This window comes from Herbaspirillum sp. BH-1, from assembly GCF_002870055.1.
GTDB lineage: Bacteria > Pseudomonadota > Gammaproteobacteria > Burkholderiales > Burkholderiaceae_D > Herbaspirillum > Herbaspirillum frisingense.
Genome location: NZ_PKOI01000015.1, coordinates 59,215 through 79,574, shown reverse-complemented (window position 1 = coordinate 79,574; position 20,360 = coordinate 59,215). Strand labels below are relative to the sequence as shown.

17 protein-coding genes and 1 pseudogene are annotated in these 20,360 nt (G+C 64.7%); 6 read left to right on the top strand and 12 right to left on the bottom strand.

Features of this window, described 5'->3' with window-relative positions; genetic code table 11:
* Window positions 1-9: 9 nt before the first annotated feature.
* Together HBH1_RS18395 and HBH1_RS18390 are read left to right on the top strand one after the other, a co-directional pair.
* Window positions 10-813: a BPSS1780 family membrane protein gene (locus HBH1_RS18395; protein WP_006463667.1), complete on the top strand. Its 804-nt coding sequence runs from the start codon at window positions 10-12 to the stop codon at window positions 811-813.
* A gap of 151 nt (window positions 814-964) precedes the next feature.
* A complete protein-coding gene (locus HBH1_RS18390) occupies window positions 965-2,527 on the top strand; it encodes a methyl-accepting chemotaxis protein (protein WP_006463666.1) in 1,563 nt (520 codons plus the stop codon).
* A 91-nt stretch (window positions 2,528-2,618) separates the two neighbouring features.
* Here the strand turns inward: HBH1_RS18390 and xylB are convergent, their stop codons facing one another.
* The 7 genes and pseudogenes from xylB to HBH1_RS18355 form a co-directional block, all read right to left on the bottom strand.
* On the bottom strand, window positions 2,619-4,091 hold the full coding sequence (gene xylB, locus HBH1_RS18385) for a xylulokinase (protein WP_102663906.1): 1,473 nt from the start codon (window positions 4,089-4,091) through the stop codon (window positions 2,619-2,621).
* Window positions 4,092-4,208: 117 nt separating this feature from the next.
* Window positions 4,209-5,642: a D-arabinitol 4-dehydrogenase gene (dalD, locus tag HBH1_RS18380; protein WP_102663905.1), complete on the bottom strand. Its 1,434-nt coding sequence runs from the start codon at window positions 5,640-5,642 to the stop codon at window positions 4,209-4,211.
* A 38-nt stretch (window positions 5,643-5,680) separates the two neighbouring features.
* Window positions 5,681-6,811 carry an ABC transporter ATP-binding protein gene (locus HBH1_RS18375; protein WP_102663904.1) on the bottom strand — a complete coding sequence of 377 codons (1,131 nt, stop codon included), beginning with the start codon at window positions 6,809-6,811 and terminating at the stop codon, window positions 5,681-5,683.
* Between the two features lie 53 nt (window positions 6,812-6,864).
* Window positions 6,865-7,593 (bottom strand): HAD family hydrolase, encoded by a 729-nt coding sequence (locus tag HBH1_RS18370; RefSeq protein WP_102663903.1) that lies wholly within the window; start codon window positions 7,591-7,593, stop codon window positions 6,865-6,867.
* Window positions 7,593-8,354, bottom strand: a pseudogene (locus HBH1_RS18365) (carbohydrate ABC transporter permease); the annotation flags it as partial. The gene HBH1_RS18370 and the pseudogene HBH1_RS18365, both read right to left, overlap by 1 nt.
* A 50-nt stretch (window positions 8,355-8,404) precedes the next feature.
* Window positions 8,405-9,397, bottom strand: coding sequence for a carbohydrate ABC transporter permease (locus HBH1_RS18360; RefSeq protein WP_102663902.1), 993 nt, complete (start codon window positions 9,395-9,397; stop codon window positions 8,405-8,407).
* A gap of 166 nt (window positions 9,398-9,563) precedes the next feature.
* Window positions 9,564-10,919 (bottom strand): ABC transporter substrate-binding protein, encoded by a 1,356-nt coding sequence (locus HBH1_RS18355; RefSeq protein WP_102663901.1) that lies wholly within the window; start codon window positions 10,917-10,919, stop codon window positions 9,564-9,566.
* Between the two features lie 319 nt (window positions 10,920-11,238).
* On the opposite strand from HBH1_RS18355, the gene HBH1_RS18350 reads away from it, so the two are divergent.
* Both HBH1_RS18350 and HBH1_RS18345 read left to right on the top strand, forming a co-directional pair.
* Window positions 11,239-12,201: a sugar-binding transcriptional regulator gene (locus HBH1_RS18350; RefSeq protein ID WP_006463657.1), complete on the top strand. Its 963-nt coding sequence runs from the start codon at window positions 11,239-11,241 to the stop codon at window positions 12,199-12,201.
* A gap of 97 nt (window positions 12,202-12,298) precedes the next feature.
* A complete protein-coding gene (locus HBH1_RS18345) occupies window positions 12,299-13,204 on the top strand; it encodes a carbohydrate kinase family protein (protein WP_102663900.1) in 906 nt (301 codons plus the stop codon).
* 9 nt (window positions 13,205-13,213) lie between these two features.
* On the opposite strand, the gene HBH1_RS18340 is transcribed toward HBH1_RS18345, so the two are convergent.
* The 4 genes from HBH1_RS18340 to HBH1_RS18325 form a co-directional block, all read right to left on the bottom strand.
* On the bottom strand, window positions 13,214-13,432 hold the full coding sequence (locus HBH1_RS18340; protein ID WP_102663899.1) for a hypothetical protein: 219 nt from the start codon (window positions 13,430-13,432) through the stop codon (window positions 13,214-13,216).
* A 48-nt stretch (window positions 13,433-13,480) separates the two neighbouring features.
* Window positions 13,481-13,981: a hypothetical protein gene (locus tag HBH1_RS18335; RefSeq protein ID WP_102663898.1), complete on the bottom strand. Its 501-nt coding sequence runs from the start codon at window positions 13,979-13,981 to the stop codon at window positions 13,481-13,483.
* A gap of 155 nt (window positions 13,982-14,136) precedes the next feature.
* Window positions 14,137-14,715: a TetR/AcrR family transcriptional regulator gene (locus HBH1_RS18330; protein ID WP_102663897.1), complete on the bottom strand. Its 579-nt coding sequence runs from the start codon at window positions 14,713-14,715 to the stop codon at window positions 14,137-14,139.
* Window positions 14,716-14,891: 176 nt separating this feature from the next.
* Window positions 14,892-15,824 (bottom strand): NADP-dependent oxidoreductase, encoded by a 933-nt coding sequence (locus HBH1_RS18325; protein WP_102663896.1) that lies wholly within the window; start codon window positions 15,822-15,824, stop codon window positions 14,892-14,894.
* Between the two features lie 117 nt (window positions 15,825-15,941).
* Here HBH1_RS18325 and HBH1_RS18320 point away from each other — a divergent pair, with 117 nt between their 5' ends.
* Both HBH1_RS18320 and HBH1_RS18315 read left to right on the top strand, forming a co-directional pair.
* The gene (locus HBH1_RS18320) at window positions 15,942-16,817 is read left to right on the top strand and encodes a LysR family transcriptional regulator (RefSeq protein ID WP_102663895.1); all 876 of its coding nucleotides are present in this window, start codon (window positions 15,942-15,944) and stop codon (window positions 16,815-16,817) included.
* 64 nt (window positions 16,818-16,881) lie between these two features.
* Window positions 16,882-18,027, top strand: a complete 1,146-nt coding sequence (locus tag HBH1_RS18315) for a J domain-containing protein (protein WP_102663894.1) — start codon at window positions 16,882-16,884, stop codon at window positions 18,025-18,027.
* A 27-nt stretch (window positions 18,028-18,054) separates the two neighbouring features.
* On the opposite strand, the gene HBH1_RS18310 is transcribed toward HBH1_RS18315, so the two are convergent.
* Window positions 18,055-20,334 carry a UvrD-helicase domain-containing protein gene (locus tag HBH1_RS18310; RefSeq protein ID WP_006463649.1) on the bottom strand — a complete coding sequence of 760 codons (2,280 nt, stop codon included), beginning with the start codon at window positions 20,332-20,334 and terminating at the stop codon, window positions 18,055-18,057.
* Between the last annotated feature and the right edge of the window lie 26 nt (window positions 20,335-20,360).

Here is a 20,360-nt window from a genome sequence, read left to right as displayed (position 1 = left end):
ACTGGAGCTATGGAAAAGATTCCCGCACATACCGGCTGGTCCTGGGTCAAGCAAGGCTTCGCGCTGTTCCGCAAGCAGCCGGCCGAGATCTCCACGCTGTTCCTGGCCTACATGTTCCTGATGCTGGCACTGGGCATCATCCCGGTGCTGGGTCAGATGCTGCCGCTGATCCTGATCCCGCTGTTTTCGATGTCGTTCATGCAAGCCTGTGCGCAGATCGAAAAAGGCGAACGGGTCTACCCCAACCTGCTGCTGATCGCTTTCCGCAGCCCGGCCCGCAACACGCTCTTCAAGCTCGGCCTGCTCTACCTGCTGGTGGCCACGCTGGTGGTCGCGGCTTCGGCGCTGGCCGACGGCGGCACCTTCTGGAAGGCCATGATGGGAGGCGGCCTCTCCACCGAGGAACTGCAGAGCGCCGCCGGCAGCATGCGCATCGCCATGCTGGTCGCGGCTGCGCTGTACGTGCCGGCCGCCATGGCCTTCTGGTATGCGGCACCACTGATCATGTGGCAGCAGATGCCGCTCGGCAAGGCACTGTTCTACAGCTTCTTCGCCGTGCGCCGCGCCGGTCGCGCCTTCCTGGTCTACGGCCTGGCCTGGATCGTCATCGCCATCGTCGTCCCCACCGTGATCAGCATGATCATCGCGCTGGTGAGCGGCAGCTTCACGGTGGTGTTCTTCATCCTGTTGCCGATCTCGATAATGTTGACGGTAGTCATGTACTGTTCGTTCTATCCGACCTACACTAGCGTCTTCGGAAAGCCCCGCAGAGGGCCCGACAGCCCGCATCCCGGAGACAATCCCGCCGCCTGAATCTCATCAGGCAAGACATGCGCCAGGCTGTCGCTGCCTGGCGCAGACGGTTCCACGCGTTCGTCAGGGAGAGACGAACGCTGCCCGCCGCGCAGCTTGCGCCCGCCAGCCGGACTTTCCACACACAAGGCTTCTTACACGGGGGTAAAAGATGCGCATGAACATGCCGGTCACCGGAGAAGAGCGTCCGCTCGTCGACGGCAAGGCAATCGTTTCCAAGACCGATCTCAAGGGCAACATCACCTACGTCAATCCCTACTTCATCGAAATCAGCGGTTTCGAGGAAGAGGAATTGCTGGGTGCGCCGCAGAACCTGATCCGCCATCCCGACATGCCGGCCGAAGCCTTTGCCGACATGTGGGCCACCATCAAGGGCGGCCTGCCCTGGACCGGGCTGGTCAAGAACCGCAGCAAGAACGGCGACCACTACTGGGTGCGCGCCAACGTCACGCCCATCCGCGAGAGCGGCCAGGTGATCGGCTACATGTCAGTGCGCACCAAGCCCGAACGAGATGCCGTGGCCGCTGCCGAAAAGCTGTACGCCAGCATCCGCCGTGGCCAGGCCAAGGGCATCGCCCTGCACCGTGGCGAAGTGGTGCGCACCGGTCTGGCCGGCTGGCTGGGCAAGCTGGCGCGCATGCAGCTGAACACCCGTCTGAACCTGTCCATGGGCCTGATGCTGACCATCCAGATCGCCGTGGTGATCGCCGGCATGGCGGCCCTGCATCAATGGTGGATCAGCGCCCTGGCCGCGGCCTCCGCCGTGATCTCCATCGTGCAGTGGATCGCCCTGCGCAACGCCCTCATCAAGCCCCTGCAGCAGGCACTGGAGATCACCCACGCCATCACCGGCGGCGACCTGTCGGTGCGCATCGAAAGCCGTCGCCACGATGAACTGGGGCGCCTGCTGGCCTCGCTGCGGCAGATGAACGTGAACCTGACCGCCATCATCGGCGACGTACGCTCCAACGTGGAAACCATCACCCTGGCCACGCGCGAGATCGCCACCGGCAACATGGACCTGTCACGCCGCACCGAAGTACAGGCCTCCAACCTGGAAGAGACCGCTTCCAGCATGCATCAGCTGGCCGCCACCGTGCGCCAGAACGCCGACCACGCCGTGCAGGCCAACGACCTGGCCGGGACCGCGTCCTCCATTGCCATGCGCGGTGGTGATGCCGTGGCCAGCACCGGCACCACGATGAACGAGATCAGCGAGTCCTCGCGCAAGATCGTGGACATCATCGGCCTGATCGACAGCATCGCCTTCCAGACCAACATCCTGGCGCTCAACGCTGCAGTGGAAGCGGCACGGGCCGGCGAACAGGGGCGCGGCTTTGCCGTGGTGGCCTCGGAAGTGCGCTCGCTGGCGCAACGCTCGGCCGCTGCGGCCAAGGAAATCAAGCAACTGATCGATGCCTCGGTGGAAAAGGTCGATGTCGGCAACCGTCAGGTGGAACAGGCCACCAGCACCATGCGCGACATCGTGGCATCGGTGCAGCGCGTCTCCGGCATCATGGGGGAAATCAAGGAAGCCACCCAGCAGCAGAGCGCCGGCATCAACCAGGTGCATGAAGCCATCACCCAGATGGACGCCAGCACCCAGCAGAACGCCTCGCTGGTGGAAGAAGCCGCCGCTGCGGCGGGCAGCCTGCAGGAGCAGACGGTGCGGCTGTTGCAGGCGATTTCGGTGTTCAAGTTCAATCGTCGCTGAATCAGCGAATCACTGCATCACCGTATCAAGCAACAGGCCGTTCCTGCCAGGTGGGCAAGAACGGCCTGTTGATTTTCAACGGTCATTTTCTTCAGCCTGCGTCCCCATGCAAGGGCGCAAACGGCGCATAGATGTCCCGATAACGCTGCAAGCGCGCCTGCAAGACGGCTCGCCTGTCCGGGTCCGGCTGGTACTGCGCCTGGCGGGCCGGTTTGCGGCAGACCTCCGCCTCGTCGCCGCCATCGGCCAGCCAGGCCAGACGCGCCGCACCGAGTGCGCCGCCGGCTTCGCTGCCGACGTGGGTGACGATGCGTACTTCCAGCGCGTCGGCCAGCAACTGTGCCCAATACGGGCTGCGTGCGCCACCCCCTACCAGCGACAATTCGGCCACGTCGGTGCCGGCGGCACGCAGCGCATCCAGGCCATCGACCATGCCGAAGGCCACCCCTTCCAGCACCGCATAGCCCAATGCGGCGCGCTGGTGTTCCGGCGTCAGGCCATGGAAGACACCGGTAGCGTAGGGATCGTTGTGGGGCGTGCGCTCGCCGGACAGATAGGGCAGGAACAGTGGCGCATTGTCACGCGCTTCCTGGTCCAGCTGTTCGATCTCGGCCAGCAGGCTCTTCTCGTCCACCGAGCAGAGACGGCAGAACCAGCGCAGGCAACTGGCGGCCGAGAGCATCACGCTCATCTGGTGCCAGCGTTGCGGCAGGGTATGGCAGAAGGCATGGATGGCACGTCCCGGGTTGGGACGGAAGCGGTCGTTGACCACGAACAGCACGCCCGAGGTCCCCAACGAGAGGAAACCATCGCCCGGCTTGACCGCGCCGATCCCGACCGCGCTGGCCGCACCGTCACCGGCACCGCCGGCCACGATCACGTCCGCCGCCAGTCCCCAGCGCTGCGCCACCTCCGGCAGCAAGGTGCCGGAGACCGCGCTGCCATCGACCAGCGCCGGCATCTGATCGCGTCGCATGCCGGAGGCCTCCAGTAGCTCATCGGACCAGTTGCGGCCCTCCACATCCAGCCACAGCGTGCCGGCCGCGTCCGAGGGGTCGGAGACCTTGCCTCCGGTCATCTTCAGGCGCAGCCAGTCCTTGGGCAGCAACACGGTGGCGATGCGCGCAAACAGTTGCGGTTCATGACGCGCCACCCACAACAGCTTGGGCGCGGTGAAGCCGGGCATGGCCAGGTTGCCGGCGATGCCGTGCAGGCGCGGTGCGCGGCGCGTGAGTTCAGCGCATTCGGGGGCGCTGCGCGAATCGCTCCACAGGATGGCCGGACGCAATACCTGGTCTTCTTCGTCCAGCAGCACGGCGCCATGCATCTGGCCTGACAGGCCGATGGCGCGAATGCGGCCGAAGCTCTCCTCGCCCAGTTGCGTGCGCAGCTTGTCCACGGTATCGCAGGTGGCCTGCCACCAGTCGGCCGGCGCCTGCTCCGACCAGCGCGGATGCGGGCGCGAGACGTTCAGGGTACTGCCGGCCAGCGCCAGCAGGGCGCCCTGGTCGTCGATGACCACTGCCTTGACCTCCGACGTACCCAGGTCTATCCCAAGATACATGGTGCTCCTCGTTATCGTTATGAATGTGCGGTGTGCTTGCTACGATGGCTGCGATTGCTGCAATCGCCAAGACGGTGAGCGGCAATTCTATGCCGCCTTGGGCCAGATGGGCTGCTTTTAGTTTGCCTGCCCCAGCCAGTCCTGCACGCGCTGCACACCCTCGCGCACCAGCGCCTCCAGCCTTGCATCGCCAGCCAGTTCGCCCCACAGCACCGCGTCGGCGCAGAAGGCCCGTACCGGATCGGCGGCGGCCAGCATGCTGCGCACCGCAGCCGGATCGAAGATGCCGTCCTGGTATTCATAGGGCAGCTGTCCGGCATTCCAGCGCTGCAGAAACACCAGGAACAGCGCCGGCAACATGGCGGTTGCCTGGGGATCGCGGCCGGCGTTCAGGCTCTCCTGCAGGGTCGGGCGGATGAACCCGGGAATCTTGGAATAACCATCCGCGGCCACACGCTGGTTGGTGTCCTGGATGGCCGGGTTGGAGAAACGCGCCAGGGTAGTATCGCGATAGGCCGCCAGATCGATGGGGCTGGGCGTGAGACAGGGGATCACGTCCTGCGTCACGTAGTCGTAGGCCATCTGGCGGATGTCGTCGCGCAGCGTCCCTTCATGGATGTACTGCAGGCCCGCCAGGGTACCGGCCCAGGCGATGCAGCTATGGCTGGCGTTGAGGATGCGGATCTTGGCCTCTTCATAGGGCAGCACCGATTGCACCATCTCCACGCCCGCTTCTTCCAGGCGTGGACGACCGGCCTTGAAGTCATCCTCGATCACCCACTGGATGAAGGACTCGCCCATCAGCGCGCAGGGGTCATCGATGCCGGTGGCTTCCTTCACGCGCTGCGCCACGGACGGCGTGGGGCGCGGCGTGATGCGATCGACCATGGCATTGGGACTGGTGGTATGCGCCTCCATCCACTGCACCAGCGCGCTGTCGCCACGCAGGGTCAGGAACTGGCGCAGGCCATCGCGGAAGCGCTCGCCATTGTGGCGCAGGTTGTCGCAGTTCAGCAGCGTCAGCGCCGCTTGCGGATGCGCCTGGCTGCGCGCCTGCAGGATGGCGGCGATGGCGCCATAGATGGTGCGCGGCGCACCGCTGCCGTCGAGGGCGCATCGCAGGTCATCGGCCAGGTCGGCATTGGCGGTGTCGAGCCGGTGCTGGTGGTCCAGGTAGTAACCGCCTTCGGTGACGGTGAAGGAAATGATGCGGGTGCGCTCTTCGGCACCGGCGGCGATCAGCTGGGTGAGCCTGTCGTCCCAGGGCAGGATGCGGCCGATGGAAGCGATGCGCTGGTAGCTGCGCTCGCCCTGGGGCGTGACGGTTTCCAGCGTGTACTGGCCCTGCTGGCGTGCCAGCGCCTCCAGCAGCGGTCCCATGTCGGCACGGATATTGGCCAGCGCCAGTTGCCAGCGACGGTCGGCGCCGCTCTCACGCAGGGCGTTCAGGTAAACCGCCTGGTGGGCGCGATGGAAGGAGCCGGCGCCGATATGCAGCCAGGTCAGGCTGTCGGCGGCGTCCTGCTCGGTGGAGGTGGCGGTGCGGGTCATGCCGTGTCCTTGTCGATGAGGTGAAGAAGGCGAAGGGTTCAATGGGCGCGCCGGGCGCTCACGCTGGAGACCACACTGGAAACCAGGCGCGGCAGGGCCTGGCCGTCGGCGCCGAACAGGTGGCAGCGGGCCGGATCGGCCGCCAGCTGGAGCACGCTGCCGTGCGGTGGATCGAGGCTGTCCGGCACGCGCAGGATGAGCGCATCGTCGCTGCCCTCGTAGGCCGCGTAGAGGTAGGAAAAATCACCCAGCAGTTCCAGCGCCGTGCAGCGCGCCTGCAGCGCCGCCTGTCCCTGTGCAATATTGAGATGCTCGGGCCGCACGCCCAGCGTGACCTTCTGCCCGACCTGCAGGCTGCTGCCATCCACCGACGCCCACTGCAGGCCACCTGCGGGAAGTTGCACCTGCACGCCATCGCCCTGGATGGCCGCGACCGTACCGTCGATGAAATTCATCTTGGGCGAACCGATGAAGCCGGCCACGAAACGGTTGGCCGGATGGTGATACAGCTGCTGGGGTGAGCCGACCTGTTCGATGCGGCCCTCGGAGAGCACGACGATCTTGTCGGCCAGGGTCATGGCCTCGATCTGGTCGTGGGTCACGTAGATCATGGTGGTCTTGAGGTCGTCATGCAGCTTGGCGAACTCCAGGCGCATCTTCACCCGCAGCGCCGCGTCCAGGTTCGACAGCGGCTCGTCGAACAGGAACACGCTGGGCTGGCGGGTGATGGCGCGGCCGATGGCCACGCGCTGGCGCTGGCCGCCGGAGAGCGCACGGGGCTTGCGATCCAGCAGGTGGTCGATGTGCAGGATCTTGGCCGCGTGCTGCACGGCGGCATCGATCTCGGCCTTGGACTTGCCGGCGATCTTCAGGCCGAAGGCCATGTTGTCGTACAGGCTCATGTGGGGATACAGCGCATAGGACTGGAACACCATCGCCACCCCGCGCTTGGAGGCCGGCACGTCGTTCATGCGGCGGGTGCCAATGTCGAGGTCGCCGTCGCTGATCTCTTCCAGCCCCGCGATCATGCGCAGCAAGGTCGACTTGCCGCAGCCGGAAGGGCCGACGAAGACGACGAATTCGCCATCCTCGATTTCCAGGTTGATGTCGCGCATGACTTCGTTGTCTTCATAGCGCTTGGCCAGGTTCCTGATGCTCACTGCTGCCATGTCTCTCTCCTCGGGGTCTCTTGTTGTGGGTCTGCGGATCTGCGGGCCGCGCTTCAGCGCAGCCAGATCAATTCACAGATCAGTTGCGGGAACTGCTTCATATCCTCGAATACCTGATGCGCGCCGGCCTCGCGCAGGCGCCGTGCCATCGCCTTGCGGTCGTGCGCCACGCCGGTGAAGCCCAGCACATGCATGCCGGCCGCCACGGCGGCGCGCACGCCGGTGACACTGTCGTCGATGGCCACGCAGCGCGCCGGATCGACGCCGAAGCCGGCGGCAGCGGCCAGGTACACATCCGGCGCCGGCTTGGGATGGGCCACATCGTGGCCGCTGTAGATACGGCCGGCAAACTGCGGGTACAGGCCACAGCGCTTCAGGCCGGCTTCGATGCGCGGTGCATCGCTGTTGCTGGCAACCGCGCGCGGCAGCCGGATCGCCTGCAGGGCCTCGACGATGCCCGGCACCGGCTGCGCCTGTTCGCTGCAGGCCAGCGCCACGGTGGCGTGGATGCGCTCCATCTGTGCCGCCTCCAGACCCAGTTCGAACTCCAGGTCCACTTCCGAGAGCAGCACATCGGTGTACATGCCCAGCCGGTTGGCGATGGCGTCGTGCAGTACCTGGCTGCGCTGTTCCTGCAGAGAGGGCGCTTCGTCGGCGTCGGGCCAGGCCGGCAGCAGGGGCAGCAGTTCGCGATGCAGCACACCCAGGGCGATGCTCTCGCTGTCCAGCAGCACGCCGTCGCAGTCGCAGATGAGATGGGTCACTGCCTGACGCGTCATCATCACTTGACCGCTCCGAAGGTCAGGCCCCGCACCAGTTGCTTCTGCGCCAGCCAGCCCAGCGCCATGATGGGCGCAATCGCCAGCAGCGAGGCGGCTGACAGCTTGGCCCAGAACAAGCCCTCGGGGTTGGAGTAGGAGGCGATGAACACCGTCAGCGGCGCCGCGTTGACGCTGGTCAGGTTGAGGCTCCAGAAGGCCTCGTTCCAGGACAGGATGATCAGCAGCAGGGCTGTCGAGGCCAATCCCGGCATGGCGGTGGGCAGGAGCAGGTAGATCATTTCCTGCCAGGCATTGGCGCCATCGATGCGGGCCGCTTCCAGGATTTCCTTGGGCACGTCATTGAAGTAGGTGAAGGCCATCCACACCGCGATGGGCAGGTTGATCAGGGTGTAGATGATCGTCAGGCCGCTGACCGTGTCGAGCATGCCGGTGTTCTTGGCCAGCAGGTAGATCGGGATCAGCACACCCACGGCCGGCATCATCTTGGTCGAGAGCATCCACAGCAGCAGCTTCTGGGTGCGCCCGGTCGGGAAGAAGGCCATCGAGTACGCCGCCGGCACCGCCAGCAGCAGCGACAGCACGGTCGAACCGAGCGAGACGATCAGCGAGTTCTGCACATAGGCCAGGTAGTTGCTGCGGCTGAAGACTTCACGGAAGGTATCCAGCGTGGGCAGGAACACCAGCGAAGGCGTATAGGCCTGGGCCTCGGTCTTGAAGGCTGTCACCGCCACCCAGAAGATGGGGAAGAACAGCACGATGGCGCAGGCCCAGCCCAGCACGGCCACCCACAGGGGGCTTTTCTTTTGATCGCTCATTTTTCGTTGACTCCCTTGAGGTTCCTGGCCAGCATGCGCACCAGGAAGAACGAGACGATATTGGCCAGCACCACGGCGAAGATGCCGCCGGCCGAGGCAATGCCGATATCGAACTGCTGCAGGCCGATGGCATAGACCAGGAAGGTCAGGTTGGTGGTCGCCGTACCGGGACCGCCTGCCGTGGTGGTGAAGATCTCGGCAAACACCGAGAGCAGGAAGATGGTCTCGATCATGATCACCACCGTGATGGCGCGCTTCAGGTGCGGCAGCACGATGTAGAAGAAGATGCGCATCGGACCGGCACCATCGAGCTGGGCGGCTTCCTTCTGGTCGCTGTCCAGCGACTGCAGCGCAGTCAGCAGGATCAGGAAGGCGAAGGGAATCCACTGCCAGGCCACGATGATGATGACCGACAGCATCGGGTACTCGGCCAGCCAGTCGATGGGCTCCAGTCCCAGATGCCGCATGACATAGGCCAGGATGCCGTAGACCGGGTGCATGATCATGTTCTTCCAGATCAGTGCGGCCACGGTGGGCATGACGAAGAAGGGGCCGATCACCAGCAGGCGCGCGATGCCGCGACCACGGAAAGGCTGGTCGAACAGCACCGCCAGGAGGGTGCCGCCGATGACGCTGATGGCCAGCACCGAGCCGATCAGGAGCGCCGTATTGCCGATGGAGGGCCAGAAGGCCGGGTCCTCCAGCAGGAAGACGTAGTTTTCCAGACCGACGAAGCCGGTCTGGTCGGGGGCCATCAGGTTATAGCGATTGACGGAAAAATAGATCGTCATCACCAGCGGCACGATCATCCAGGCCAGCAGGATCAGCACCGACGGGGCCTGCATCAGGCGGATGGGATTGAAGCGTTCCTTGCGCGGAGGACTTTTCTGCCGCGGGCGCGGAAGTGACTTGGATGGACTCTGCATCATGGTGCTCGTGGGCGACGCGCCGGGGGCGGGCGACGCAGGGGTGGAGTGGATCGTGGGCATGACGGCCTCGGCTTCAGTCCGACCGCCATCCTCGCTGGGTGGAGACGGCCGGGAGGACCAGGCGGCAGGCATGTCCCGGTGCTTTACCGGACATGCCGCCGCAACGACAGGAACCACGGCAGGGGCGACGGCGTGCTGCCTGCCCGCTTGCCGGGGGGCTTGCTCTTTACTTGATGTAACGACCCTGGCGCATCATCCGCACCGCCTGTGCCTGGGCGGCATCCAGCGCAGCGTCCGAGCTGGTCTTGCCAGCCAGTGCACCGGCGATGGCCTGACCGGTCACGGTACCGATGGACTGGAACTCGGGAATGGTCGCGAACTGCACACCGGTATAGGGCACCGGTTTCAAGGTCGGCTTGTTGGCGTCCGCCGTCTGGATGGCATCCAGCACGAAGTCCGAGAAGGGCAAAACCTTCTTGTACTCGGCCGAGGCATAGGTGGAGGTGCGGGTACCCGGCGGCACCAGCGCCCAGCCGGAATCCTTGGCGACCAGGTTGATGTATTCCTTGGAGGTCGCCCAGGCGGCGAACTTCTTGGCCGCTTCCGGCGACTTGGAGGACTTCGGCACGGCCAGCGACCAGATCCACAACCAGTGCGAACCCTTGTCGGTGGCCTGTACCGGCGAGGGTGCGAAGGCGGTCTTGTCGGACACCTTGGAATCCTTGCCGTGGTAGAGCATGCCGGCAGCGACCGTGGCATCGACCCACATGCCGCACTTGCCGCTGGAGAACAGCACCAGGTTTTCATTGAAGCCGTTGGAGCTGGCGCCCGGCGGACCGTACTTGCGCAACAGGTCGACGTAGAAGGCGACCGACTTCTTCCATTCCGGCGAGGACAGTTGCGGCTGCCACTGCTCGTCGAACCAGCGGCCACCCCAGGCATTGGCCATGGTGGTGATGATGGCCATGTTCTCGCCCCAGCCGGCGCGGCCGCGCAGGCAGATGCCATAGACGCCCTTGGCCGGGTCGTGCAGTTGTGCGGCCAGCTTGCCGATCTGGTCCCAGGTCGGACGCTCGGGCATGGTCAGCTTCTTCTGCTCGAACAGGTCCTTGCGATAGTAGGTCATCGAGCTTTCGGCGTAGAACGGCAAGGCATACAGCTTGCCGTCCACCGACAGGCCTTCGCGCACAGGCTTGATCAGGTCGGCTTCATCGTAGTCGGCCGGCAGGCCGCTCATCGGCGCCAGCCAGCCCTTCTTGGCCCAGATCGGGGCTTCATAGGCACCGATGGTCATCAGGTCGAACTGGCCGCTGTTGGTGGCGATGTCGGTGGTCAGGCGCTGGCGCAGCACGCTCTCTTCCATCGTGACCCAGCGCAGCTTGATGTCGGGATTGGCCTTCTCGAACTGCGGCGCCAGCTTCTGCAATTCGATCATGTCGGGGTTGTTGATCGAGGCGATGTTCAGCGTCACCGGCTCGGCCTGGACCAGACCGGTGGCGAACAGTGCGGAAATCGCCGCAGCGGCCAGGTTGAAGCGAACACGGGTGATGCCGGACGCACGGGTGCGCGCGAGTTTGGACATGCTTGTCTCCGAATGTTATGTGCCGCCGTGCACGTTTCTTCCTGGGTGGCAGCGGCGGTGAGGCCGGTGCTGACGTGCAGGTTGGGCGGTTGTTGTGAACGACGTTGAGCAAATATTATTTTTATGGGCAAATATTCATCGATTCTCGAATTCGTGTCAAGCATTTGCTTTTCGATTGAGCAATTGCCCATACTAGATGCTCATGACGGGAGCAAAGGCCGTAAAATGGCAGCCCATCGGGAAGACCCCGCACCACCCCACAACCAGATAAGACAGCACAAGCCGGGCGCCGCATGCGCCGGTGGCTGGCGAGGAGAACATGTCTAGCAGCGCATCCAAACTGGATCTGGCGGCGCGTGCCGCGTGGATGTACTACGTGGCCGGCAACACCCAGAACGAAATCGCCGAACGGCTCGGCATCTCGCGCCAGATGGCGCAGCGCATGGTGGCCTATGCGGCCGATGCCAATCTGGTGAAGGTGCAGATCACGCATCCCGTCTCTTCCTGCCTGGAACTGGCACAGGGGCTGCAGCAGCGCTACGGGCTGGAGGTCTGCCGTGTGGTGCCGGGCGCCGGCGGCGCCGACAATCCCAACGAATCGCAGGAAGTACAGCAGATGCTGGCCGTGGCCGGCGCCGAGCTGATGGAGCAGATGCTCAGTTCGGAGGCGCCGCTGGTGGTCAACGTAGGTTCCGGGCGGACCCTCAAGGCGGCCATCGAACGCCTGTCCGAACTGGAAAGACCGCAGCACCAGATCGTCTCCATGATCGGCGCGTTTGCCTCGGACGGCTCGGCCAACCGCTACGACGTGGCGCTGCAGGCCGCCGAGAAACTGGGCGCGCGCTTCTACCTGCTGCCCGCACCCCGCGTGGCCGAGAGCGAGCGTGACCGCCAGCAATGGTGCAACCACCGGGCCTACAAGATCGTGACCGGTCTGGCTGAACGCGCCGACGTGACCTTCCTCGGCATCGGTACGATTGCCCTGCAGGGGGCCATGCACGAGGACGGTTTCATCGACGATGAAGAAGTCGCCGAGCTGCAGCGCCAGGGTGCGGTGGGCGAAATGATCTGCCACGCCTTCGATGTCGACGGCCGGATGCTGTCGTCTTCGCTGTCCTCGCGGGTGACCACGCCCCTGCTGACGGCCAGGCCACAGCGCCCGGTGATTGCCCTCTCTGGCGGCAGCAAGAAGGCCGAGGCGGTGCGTGCCGCCCTGCGCGGCGGCTGGCTCACCGGGCTGGTGACCGATGAGGTCTGTGCACGTCACGCCTTGCAGGACTGAATGGTTTCACCCTGGTGGCTAGGGCCTGGCCCTGGCCCTGCAAGACCATCAGTACCATCGATAGCATCAATAACAACGATCCGAACGGAGACCCAGCATGACCCGACCTGCCGCATTCGTCGTCTTCGGCGAAGCCCTGACCGATTTCATCCGCCAGCCTGATGGCCAGTGGCGCGCCATTCCCGGCGGGGCCTGCTGGAACGTGGCGCGTGCCGCCGCGCGGCTGGGCGTGGCCACCGGCTACGCCGGCAGCGTCAGTACCGATGTGTTCGGCGCCGAGCTGTATGCCCTGACGCAGCAGGCCGGTCTGGACATGCGTTTCACCCAGCAGCACGCCAAGGCACCCCTGCTGGCGATGGTGACCTCCACCACGCCCCCGGATTATTTCTTCATCGGCGATGACAGCGCTGACCTGCATTTCGACCCTGCCCAATTGCCGGCCGGCTGGCTGGACGAGGCGCAGATACTGCACTTCGGCTGCATCAGCCTGGCCCGCGAACCGCTGGCCTCGCGGCTGCTGCAGATTGCCCGGGAAGCGGCCGGGCGCGGGAAAAAGATCGCCTTCGACCCGAACTGGCGCAAGCTGATGGACCAGCCGGCCTATCACGCGCTGTTGCGGGAGCTGCTATCGCTGTCGCATTACGTCAAGGTCTCCGACGAAGACCTGGAACGTCTTTTCCCGGGTGACGGCAATGCTCTGGCGACCCTGCAGGCGCTGGCGCCACAGGCAGAAGTGCTGCTGACGCTGGGCGCACAGGGAATGCGATGGATCAAGGGGCAACAGATCATCGACCAGCCCGCCTATCGCGTCGAGGTGGTCGACACCGTGGGCTGTGGCGATGCCTCCATGGGGGGCTGGATTGCCAGCCAGCTGCGCCAGCCGGATGCACCGGCGCAGATGCACCTGCAATGTGCGGCAGCTGGCGCGGCCATTGCCGCCTCCAAGGCGGGCGCCTATGCCGCGACCTGGGAAGAAGTGCAGGCCATGATCGCCCGCGGCTGAAGACGCCTCTCAGCGCTTGCGGACTGCGCTGTCGCGCAGGTTCTGTGCGAACTCATCATCGCCCGCCACCTGCGCCATCCGCTCTCGCCGCCGGCGCTCCCCTGCCTGGAACTCGGAATGGATGCGCCAGAGTTCCAGGTGGCGGAAATAGGTCACGCCGCTATCGACCCGTCTTACCGGGCCGACGGGGTCCACAGGCAGCACTGCTGTCACGGGATTTCGGGCCATATCCTCTGCTCCAATCTCATGCCGGCATCGTGGCCGGCGCGGTGTCGATCACGATACCATCCCTGCGCGGGACCGCGCCTGGCGGCGCAGCGCGATCACCTGTGCAGTGACACCCACCAGCAGCACCAGCAGCAGCACACCCTGCGCACCCAGGAGCAGCGGCGACTTCAGGTCGGTGACGAAAGGATGTCCGTCCGGGACCCGGCGCAGGGTTTCCGACACCGCCGGCACCAGCAGCAGGAATACCGTCACGGACAAGGCGATGGTCTCGACATACCGCGCCAGACGCCCCAGCCATGATGCAGCAAAGCTCATCCCGAAACCCAGCAGCAGGAACACCAGCGTCAGCACCGCGATGAAGTTGCTTTCCGGTCGCTTCGCCACCAGGAATACCGTCAGGGCACCCACCAGCATGGAGATGAAATAGATCGCCCCCGGCACTGAACGGGCGCGGATGCGCCCGTAGCGGGCGAGCATGTAGATGGCCAGTGGAATGGCCGGCAGGCTGCCGATCGTGTGGACCCAGCCCAGGGAAGAGATACCGAACATTGCATTTCCTTTTCGTTGGTGTTGATCAAGTGTTGCCAGTTGCCTGGCTCAGCAAACATGAATCCTACCTACTAATCGGTAGGATTCGTGGTCAAAAAAGAGGACGCGACGGTGAAATCCCTCGCGTCCCGCGCGCCCGGTGCTTTCTGGTGGGTTCAGGCCGCCAGGCGCTCCAGCATGGGATGCACGATGACCCCGAACATCTTGGGATCGTCGTAGGCCCGGGCCGACAGCATGGCGCCATGGATGGTCGCCAGGAAGCGTTCGGCCTCCACCCGGGGCGCATCGGTCAAGCGCAGGCTGCCCTGGCGTTGGCCGCGCTCCAGCACCGACTCCAACCACAGCGCAAAGAACCTGAAGTGCGCCTTGACCTCCATGGCGATCTCCTGCGGCAGCATGGGCATCTCGGCGGCCAGCATGGCGCACAAGCAGAAGGCAGACTCAGGCTGGGTCATGCAACTTTCCCAGTAACCGGCATAGGCGCGCAACTGGGCAAGCGGGTCGGTGATGTTGCGCTCCATGGCGGCCACGCCATCCTGCGCTGCCTCGCGGTATTGCCGCACCAGCGTCTGCACCAGTACCGCCTTGCTGGCAAAGTGATGATGGATGCTGGCATTGCGGATACCGATGACCTTGCCGATGTCGGCATAGCTGAAACCGTTGTAGCCCCCGGCCACCAGCAAGGCCTGGGCACATTGAAGAATCTTTTCGGAAGTGGTGGGAGCGCTATTCATGGACGCAGTCTACCTTCTAGTAGGTAGCCATGCAAGCGGATAAGCGCATCCTGTTGCGAACCAGATGAAGATTCCCTGTGGACAAGATGAACTGCAGCCGGGAGCAGCACCCGGCCCCCTTCAACTTGCTTTTCGACAATGGCCGTATCAATCCGGGGACATGGGCAAGGTGCGGCTTAGCGCAGGAAATCCACCACCGTCTTGCCCATTTGCGGCAAGGTGCGGCTGCGTTCGATGGCGGCCGGCAAGTCCTCGAAGGGGACCACCGCTGCGACCTGGGACTGCAGGCGACCGGCCGCCACCTGTCGGGCGATATCGGCCAGGCGGGCAGCGTCTGGCTGGTTCATGAACCACAGGCCGCGACGGCCCGCCGGGGTGCTGGCCAGGATGGCAGGGGAAGCGGTACTGACGATGACACCGTCCTCGGCCAGTACACTCCAGGAACGCGCCAGGGTGTCGCCGCCGACGTAGTCGAGTACCAGATCGATATCACTGACCAGGGCCTCGAACTGGGAGGTCTGGTAATCGATGACGTGGTCGGCCCCCAGACCATGCACATAATCCGCGTGACTGCCCAGGGCGGTGGCGCTGACATGGGCGCCGGCCTGGTGGGCAAACTGCACCGCAAAGCCACCCACGGCACCGGCCGCACCGTGGATCAGGATGCGCTGGCCAGCCTTGAGCGGACCGGCCAGATGCAGGCTCTGCCAGGCCGACACGGCCGCCACCGGCAAGGCCGCGGCCTGCACCATGCTCAAACCCTCGGGCAGCACGGCCAGCTTGTCGGCATCGACCGCAACCAGATCGGCATAGGCACCCAGGCCGCCCAGCGGCCCCATGACGCGGTCGCCCACCTTGAACAGGCTGACGTCACTCCCGACCTGCTCCACCACGCCGGCCAGCTCGATGCCGAGCACGGCGGGCAGTGGCAGCGGGAAGGCATCCTTGACGTAGCCTTCGCGCAGCTTCCAGTCCAGGGCATTGACGCCGGCGGCATGCACGCGCACCAGCACTTGTGCGGGACCGGCGACGGGTGCCGGGAGATCGGCGATGCGGACCGTATCCGGGCCGCCGTATTGCATCAGTTGCAGGGAACGAATGGTGTTCATGGTGTGGCTCCTTGTGGGTAAGTGACTGCGGTGGGTTGATGGAACACACGATAAATCGTTTCATGATCGGGACACAGACGATAGAATCGAGACCCACCGGATCATTTTTGAGACACCATGGACATCAACGCCCTCGTCGATCTGCAGCTGGTCGCCACCCACGGCAGCTTCGGCCGCGCCAGCCGGGAAAGTGGCCGCGCCAAGGCCACCTTGTCACGCCGGGTGGCCGATCTTGAACAGGAGCTGGGCGTGCGCCTGGTCGAGCGCGGCACGCAACGGCTCACGTTGACGACTGCCGGCCAGCTGCTGCTCCAGCGCAGTGAGGGTCCGCTACGCGAAATCGAAGAGGCCATGACCCAGGCCAGCGAAGGCAGCACCGCGCCACGCGGCCGCCTGCGCATTGCTGCGCCCTTGGTGTTCTCGCAGCTGGCGCTGGGACGGTTGTCGGCCCTGTTCCGGGCGCAGTATCCGCAAGTGGAGCTGGAGGTAGTCGCAGAAGACCGCATGGTGGACCTGGTGCAGGAGCATTTCGACCTCTGCATCCGCATCAATCCTGATGAAGACAGTAATCTGGTCGGACGCTGCTTTGCCCGTGACAGCCTGGTGCTGGTGGCCGCGCCCACGCTGCCCATGCCGCGTACGCGGGCGGGCCAGACGCAGACCGTCCCGGCCGTGGTGATGCCGAACTATCGTGATGGCGATGTGTGGTCGCTGCGCCAAGGCAAGCTGCTGATTGCACCACAACCGGTGCTGCGCCTGTCGTCACTGATGATGGTCAAGGACGCCGTCTGCGCCGGCGCAGGCGTGGCGCTGCTGCCGTGGTCGGTAGCCGGAACGCTGGTGCAGAGCGGCCAATTGAAGCGATGGGGTGAGATGGGCAACGAAGTCGAACTCTGGGTGCTGCATACCTCGCGCCGCCTGCAGAGTCCCAAGGTACGGGCCTTCGTGGAATTCCTGTGCGCCCAGTATCCGGATGGTCGCTTCATCACCTGACGCAGGCGGGACAGGCTCCAAAAAACTGGCCCTATAATCCGGCACCGTTCACCATCGCATTCCCATGAAGAAGCCCGCACCACATACCGTCAGCATCGTCGACGGCCAAACCGCCACCCGGCTGTCGCCCGCGCAGCAGAGTTTCAACACGCTCATCGACGAAATCGGCAAGCGCCGCGCCCGCCTGCAGGAGTGGGAAACTGCAAGCGACGAATTCCACAAGAAATATTGCGCCCACTACCTGCCGCTGGAGCAGGAACTGCTGGGCCTGAAGCGACAGGCGGTCTACCGCCTGCACGATGCCTGGTCGCACAAGGCACTCGGCAAGGGTGAGCGCATCACCCTGTCCGCCCTCATCGCCGACATGGCGCAGGCGCTGCTGCAGCGGGGCGACGATACCGAGCTGGCGCTGATCTACCAGCAGCACGGCATGCAGGATGTGGTGAATGAGGTGGATGAAGCGAAGGACATCGCGCCGGCCCCGAAAGCACCAGGGTCAGCGGCCGAACCGCAAGAGCGGGAAGACATGGCTGCGGCCGACGACGACTTCACCAGCGGTACGCCCGAGGAAATCATGCAGCGCATGGAAGCCATGCTGGAGCGCCAGGAGCGGGAGCGCATGGCGGCCGCGCAGCAGCGCGATGCGCAACGTGCCAGCCGCAAGAAGCCGCCCAAGCAGCGCGCCGCCGAACAACAGCAGCAAGCACAGCGCATCGAACTGAGCCAGTCCATCCGCGCGGTCTATCGCCGATTGGCCAGCGCCCTGCACCCCGACCGCGAACCCGACGAGGCCGAGCGCGCCCGCAAGACCACGTTGATGCAGCAGGTCAACCAGGCCTATGAAAAGAATGACTTGCTCAAGCTCCTGGAGTTGCAGCTGGAACTGGAACACATCGGCCAACACACCCTCGACACGGTGAGCGAAGCGCGGCTGGCCCATTACAACCAGATCCTGCAGGAGCAGCTCACCGAACTGGATCAGGAAATCGCCCACGTCGAGCGCCAATTCAGGCGCGCCTATGGCCTGGCATCCCAGGCAAGGCTGACGCCGGAAAAGATGATGCGCTACCTCAACCGGGGCATCACGGCGCTACGCCAGGAAGGCCAGGACCTGCGCGCCGCACTGGCGGCGTTCGGGGAGATCGAACAGGTCCGGGCCTGGCTGAAACACGCGCGACGTCAGCGCGCGCAGGGCTGGGAAGACCTGTGAGCCTGAGGCGGTCAGGCCTCGGTGCGATCAGATCTTGTCCAGCTTGGCCACCGACAGGTCCAGCAGCTTCATGCCGAACTTGCCGAAGTTGATCTGCGCCCGTGCCGCACCGCCGCCGCCTTCGATGTTGACGATGACGCCTTCGCCGAACTTGGCATGGGCGACGTTCTGACCGATGCGCCAGCCGGAGTCGGTCTGGCGCGAGAAGCTCTGGGCGATCTTGTTGTTGCCGGCTTCCGGCACCTCATCCCAGGCCGACTTGGGATTGGCAAACCAGTGATGCTGGGCGATCTTGGGCGACAGCCACTTGATGGATTGCTCGGGCAGTTCGTCGAAGAAGCGTGAGCGCATGTTGTAGCGGGTCTGGCCGTGCAGCATGCGGGTCTGCGAGAAGGTCATGAACAGGCGCTTGCGGGCGCGGGTGATGGCCACGTACATCAGGCGGCGCTCTTCTTCCACCCCGCCCTCTTCCTTGGCGCTGTTCTCGTGCGGGAACAGGCCCTCTTCCATGCCGGTGATGAAGACCGCGTCGAACTCCAGGCCCTTGGCCGAGTGCACCGTCATCAGCTGCAGTGCATCCTGGCCGGCCTGCGCCTGGTTGTCGCCGGCTTCCAGCGAGGCATGCGAGAGGAAGGCCGACAGCGGCGACATGATGGTCACCAGCGGCGCGTCGGCATCGATCACTTCCACGCCGTCAGCGGTGGTGATGGCGGTGCCGGCCGTGGCCTGCGCCTGCGGACCGAGGAAGGCCGGCGCATCCAGGCCATAGCCTTCTTCGGAAACGAAGAGCGTGGCCGCACTGACCAGCTGCTCCAGGTTCTCGATGCGGTCGGCGCCTTCCTTCTCGTTACGATAATGCGTGATCAGGCCGGACAGATCGAGCACCACCTTCACCGTCTCCGGCAAGGGCAGATGCTGGGTCTCGAAGCGCGCGCCTTCGATGAGCTTGACGAAGGCATTCAGCGAAGAACCGGCCTTGCCGGCCACGTAAGGCACGGCGGCATAGAGCGAGCAGCCATACTGGCGCGCCGCATCCTGCAGCGACTCCATGGCCTTGGCACCGATGCCGCGGGTGGGGAAATTGACCACCCGCAGGAAGGCCGAGTCATTGTGCAGGTTGTCCATCAACTGCAGGTAGGCGATGGCGTGCTTGATTTCGGCGCGCTCGAAGAAGCGCTGGCCGCCATAGACGCGGTAGGGAATGGCCGAGCTGAACAGCGCATGCTCCAGCACCCGCGATTGCGCGTTGGAACGGTAGAGGATGGCGATCTCGCTGCGCGACCAGCCTTCGGCGATCAGGTCCTTGACCTGTTCGATGATCCACTGCGCTTCCTGCAGGTCGCTGGTGGCCTCGAAGACCCGTACCTGCTCGCCATGGCCGGCGTCGGTACGCAGGTTCTTGCCCAGGCGCTTGCTGTTGTTGGCGATCAGTTCGTTGGCGGCATCCAGGATGTGGCCGTGGGAGCGGTAGTTCTGCTCCAGCTTGATCAGGTTCTCGACGTGGAATTCCTGTTCGAAGGCCGACATGTTGCCCACGTTGGCGCCACGGAAGGCATAGATGCTCTGGTCGTCGTCGCCCACCGCGAAGACCGCGTTGTGGTTGCCGGCCATGAGCTTGAGCCATTTGTACTGCAGGTCGTTGGTATCCTGGAACTCGTCCACCAGGATGTGGCGGAAGCGGCTCTGGTAGTGCTCGCGCAGCGGCTGGTTGCGCGACAGCAGTTCGTAGGTGCGCAACAGCAGTTCGGCGAAATCGACCACGCCTTCACGCTGGCACTGCTGGTCGTAGAGGTCGTAGAGCTCGACGAACTTGCGGTTGTAGTCGTCGTAGGCATCGACGTCCTTGGCGCGCAGGCCCTGGTCCTTGGCGCTGTTGATGAAGTACATCAGGTTGCGCGGCGGATACTTTTCATCGTCCACGTTCATCTGCTTCAACAGGCGCTTGATGGCCGAGAGCTGGTCTTGCGTGTCGAGGATCTGGAAGGTCTGCGGCAGTCCGGCATCCTTGTGATGCGCGCGCAGCAGGCGGTTGCACAGCCCGTGGAAGGTGCCGATCCACATGCCCCGGGTATTGATGGGCAGCATGGCCGACAGGCGCGAGGTCATTTCCTTGGCAGCCTTGTTGGTGAAGGTCACGGCCAGGATGCCGGCCGGCGAGACCTGTCCGGTCTGGATCAGCCAGGCGATGCGGGTGGTCAGCACGCGGGTCTTGCCGGAGCCGGCACCGGCCAGGATCAGGGCGGACTGCGCCGGCAGGGTCACGGCGGCGAGCTGCTCTTCGTTGAGGTTGTGGAGAAGATTTTGCATCCCGCGATTATAAGGCGCTGGCGAGG

What these genes read in the sequence shown, in the direction of transcription:
- HBH1_RS18395 (WP_006463667.1), top strand. Translation starts at nt 10, where the DNA reads ATGGAAAAGATTCCCGCACATACCGGCTGGTCCTGGGTCAAGCAAGGC.
- HBH1_RS18390 (WP_006463666.1), top strand. Translation starts at nt 965, where the DNA reads ATGCGCATGAACATGCCGGTCACCGGAGAAGAGCGTCCGCTCGTCGAC.
- xylB (WP_102663906.1), bottom strand. Translation starts at nt 4,091, where the DNA reads ATGTATCTTGGGATAGACCTGGGTACGTCGGAGGTCAAGGCAGTGGTC.
- dalD (WP_102663905.1), bottom strand. Translation starts at nt 5,642, where the DNA reads ATGACCCGCACCGCCACCTCCACCGAGCAGGACGCCGCCGACAGCCTG.
- HBH1_RS18375 (WP_102663904.1), bottom strand. Translation starts at nt 6,811, where the DNA reads ATGGCAGCAGTGAGCATCAGGAACCTGGCCAAGCGCTATGAAGACAAC.
- HBH1_RS18370 (WP_102663903.1), bottom strand. Translation starts at nt 7,593, where the DNA reads ATGATGACGCGTCAGGCAGTGACCCATCTCATCTGCGACTGCGACGGC.
- HBH1_RS18360 (WP_102663902.1), bottom strand. Translation starts at nt 9,397, where the DNA reads ATGCCCACGATCCACTCCACCCCTGCGTCGCCCGCCCCCGGCGCGTCG.
- HBH1_RS18355 (WP_102663901.1), bottom strand. Translation starts at nt 10,919, where the DNA reads ATGTCCAAACTCGCGCGCACCCGTGCGTCCGGCATCACCCGTGTTCGC.
- HBH1_RS18350 (WP_006463657.1), top strand. Translation starts at nt 11,239, where the DNA reads ATGTCTAGCAGCGCATCCAAACTGGATCTGGCGGCGCGTGCCGCGTGG.
- HBH1_RS18345 (WP_102663900.1), top strand. Translation starts at nt 12,299, where the DNA reads ATGACCCGACCTGCCGCATTCGTCGTCTTCGGCGAAGCCCTGACCGAT.
- HBH1_RS18340 (WP_102663899.1), bottom strand. Translation starts at nt 13,432, where the DNA reads ATGGCCCGAAATCCCGTGACAGCAGTGCTGCCTGTGGACCCCGTCGGC.
- HBH1_RS18335 (WP_102663898.1), bottom strand. Translation starts at nt 13,981, where the DNA reads ATGTTCGGTATCTCTTCCCTGGGCTGGGTCCACACGATCGGCAGCCTG.
- HBH1_RS18330 (WP_102663897.1), bottom strand. Translation starts at nt 14,715, where the DNA reads ATGAATAGCGCTCCCACCACTTCCGAAAAGATTCTTCAATGTGCCCAG.
- HBH1_RS18325 (WP_102663896.1), bottom strand. Translation starts at nt 15,824, where the DNA reads ATGAACACCATTCGTTCCCTGCAACTGATGCAATACGGCGGCCCGGAT.
- HBH1_RS18320 (WP_102663895.1), top strand. Translation starts at nt 15,942, where the DNA reads ATGGACATCAACGCCCTCGTCGATCTGCAGCTGGTCGCCACCCACGGC.
- HBH1_RS18315 (WP_102663894.1), top strand. Translation starts at nt 16,882, where the DNA reads ATGAAGAAGCCCGCACCACATACCGTCAGCATCGTCGACGGCCAAACC.
- HBH1_RS18310 (WP_006463649.1), bottom strand. Translation starts at nt 20,334, where the DNA reads ATGCAAAATCTTCTCCACAACCTCAACGAAGAGCAGCTCGCCGCCGTG.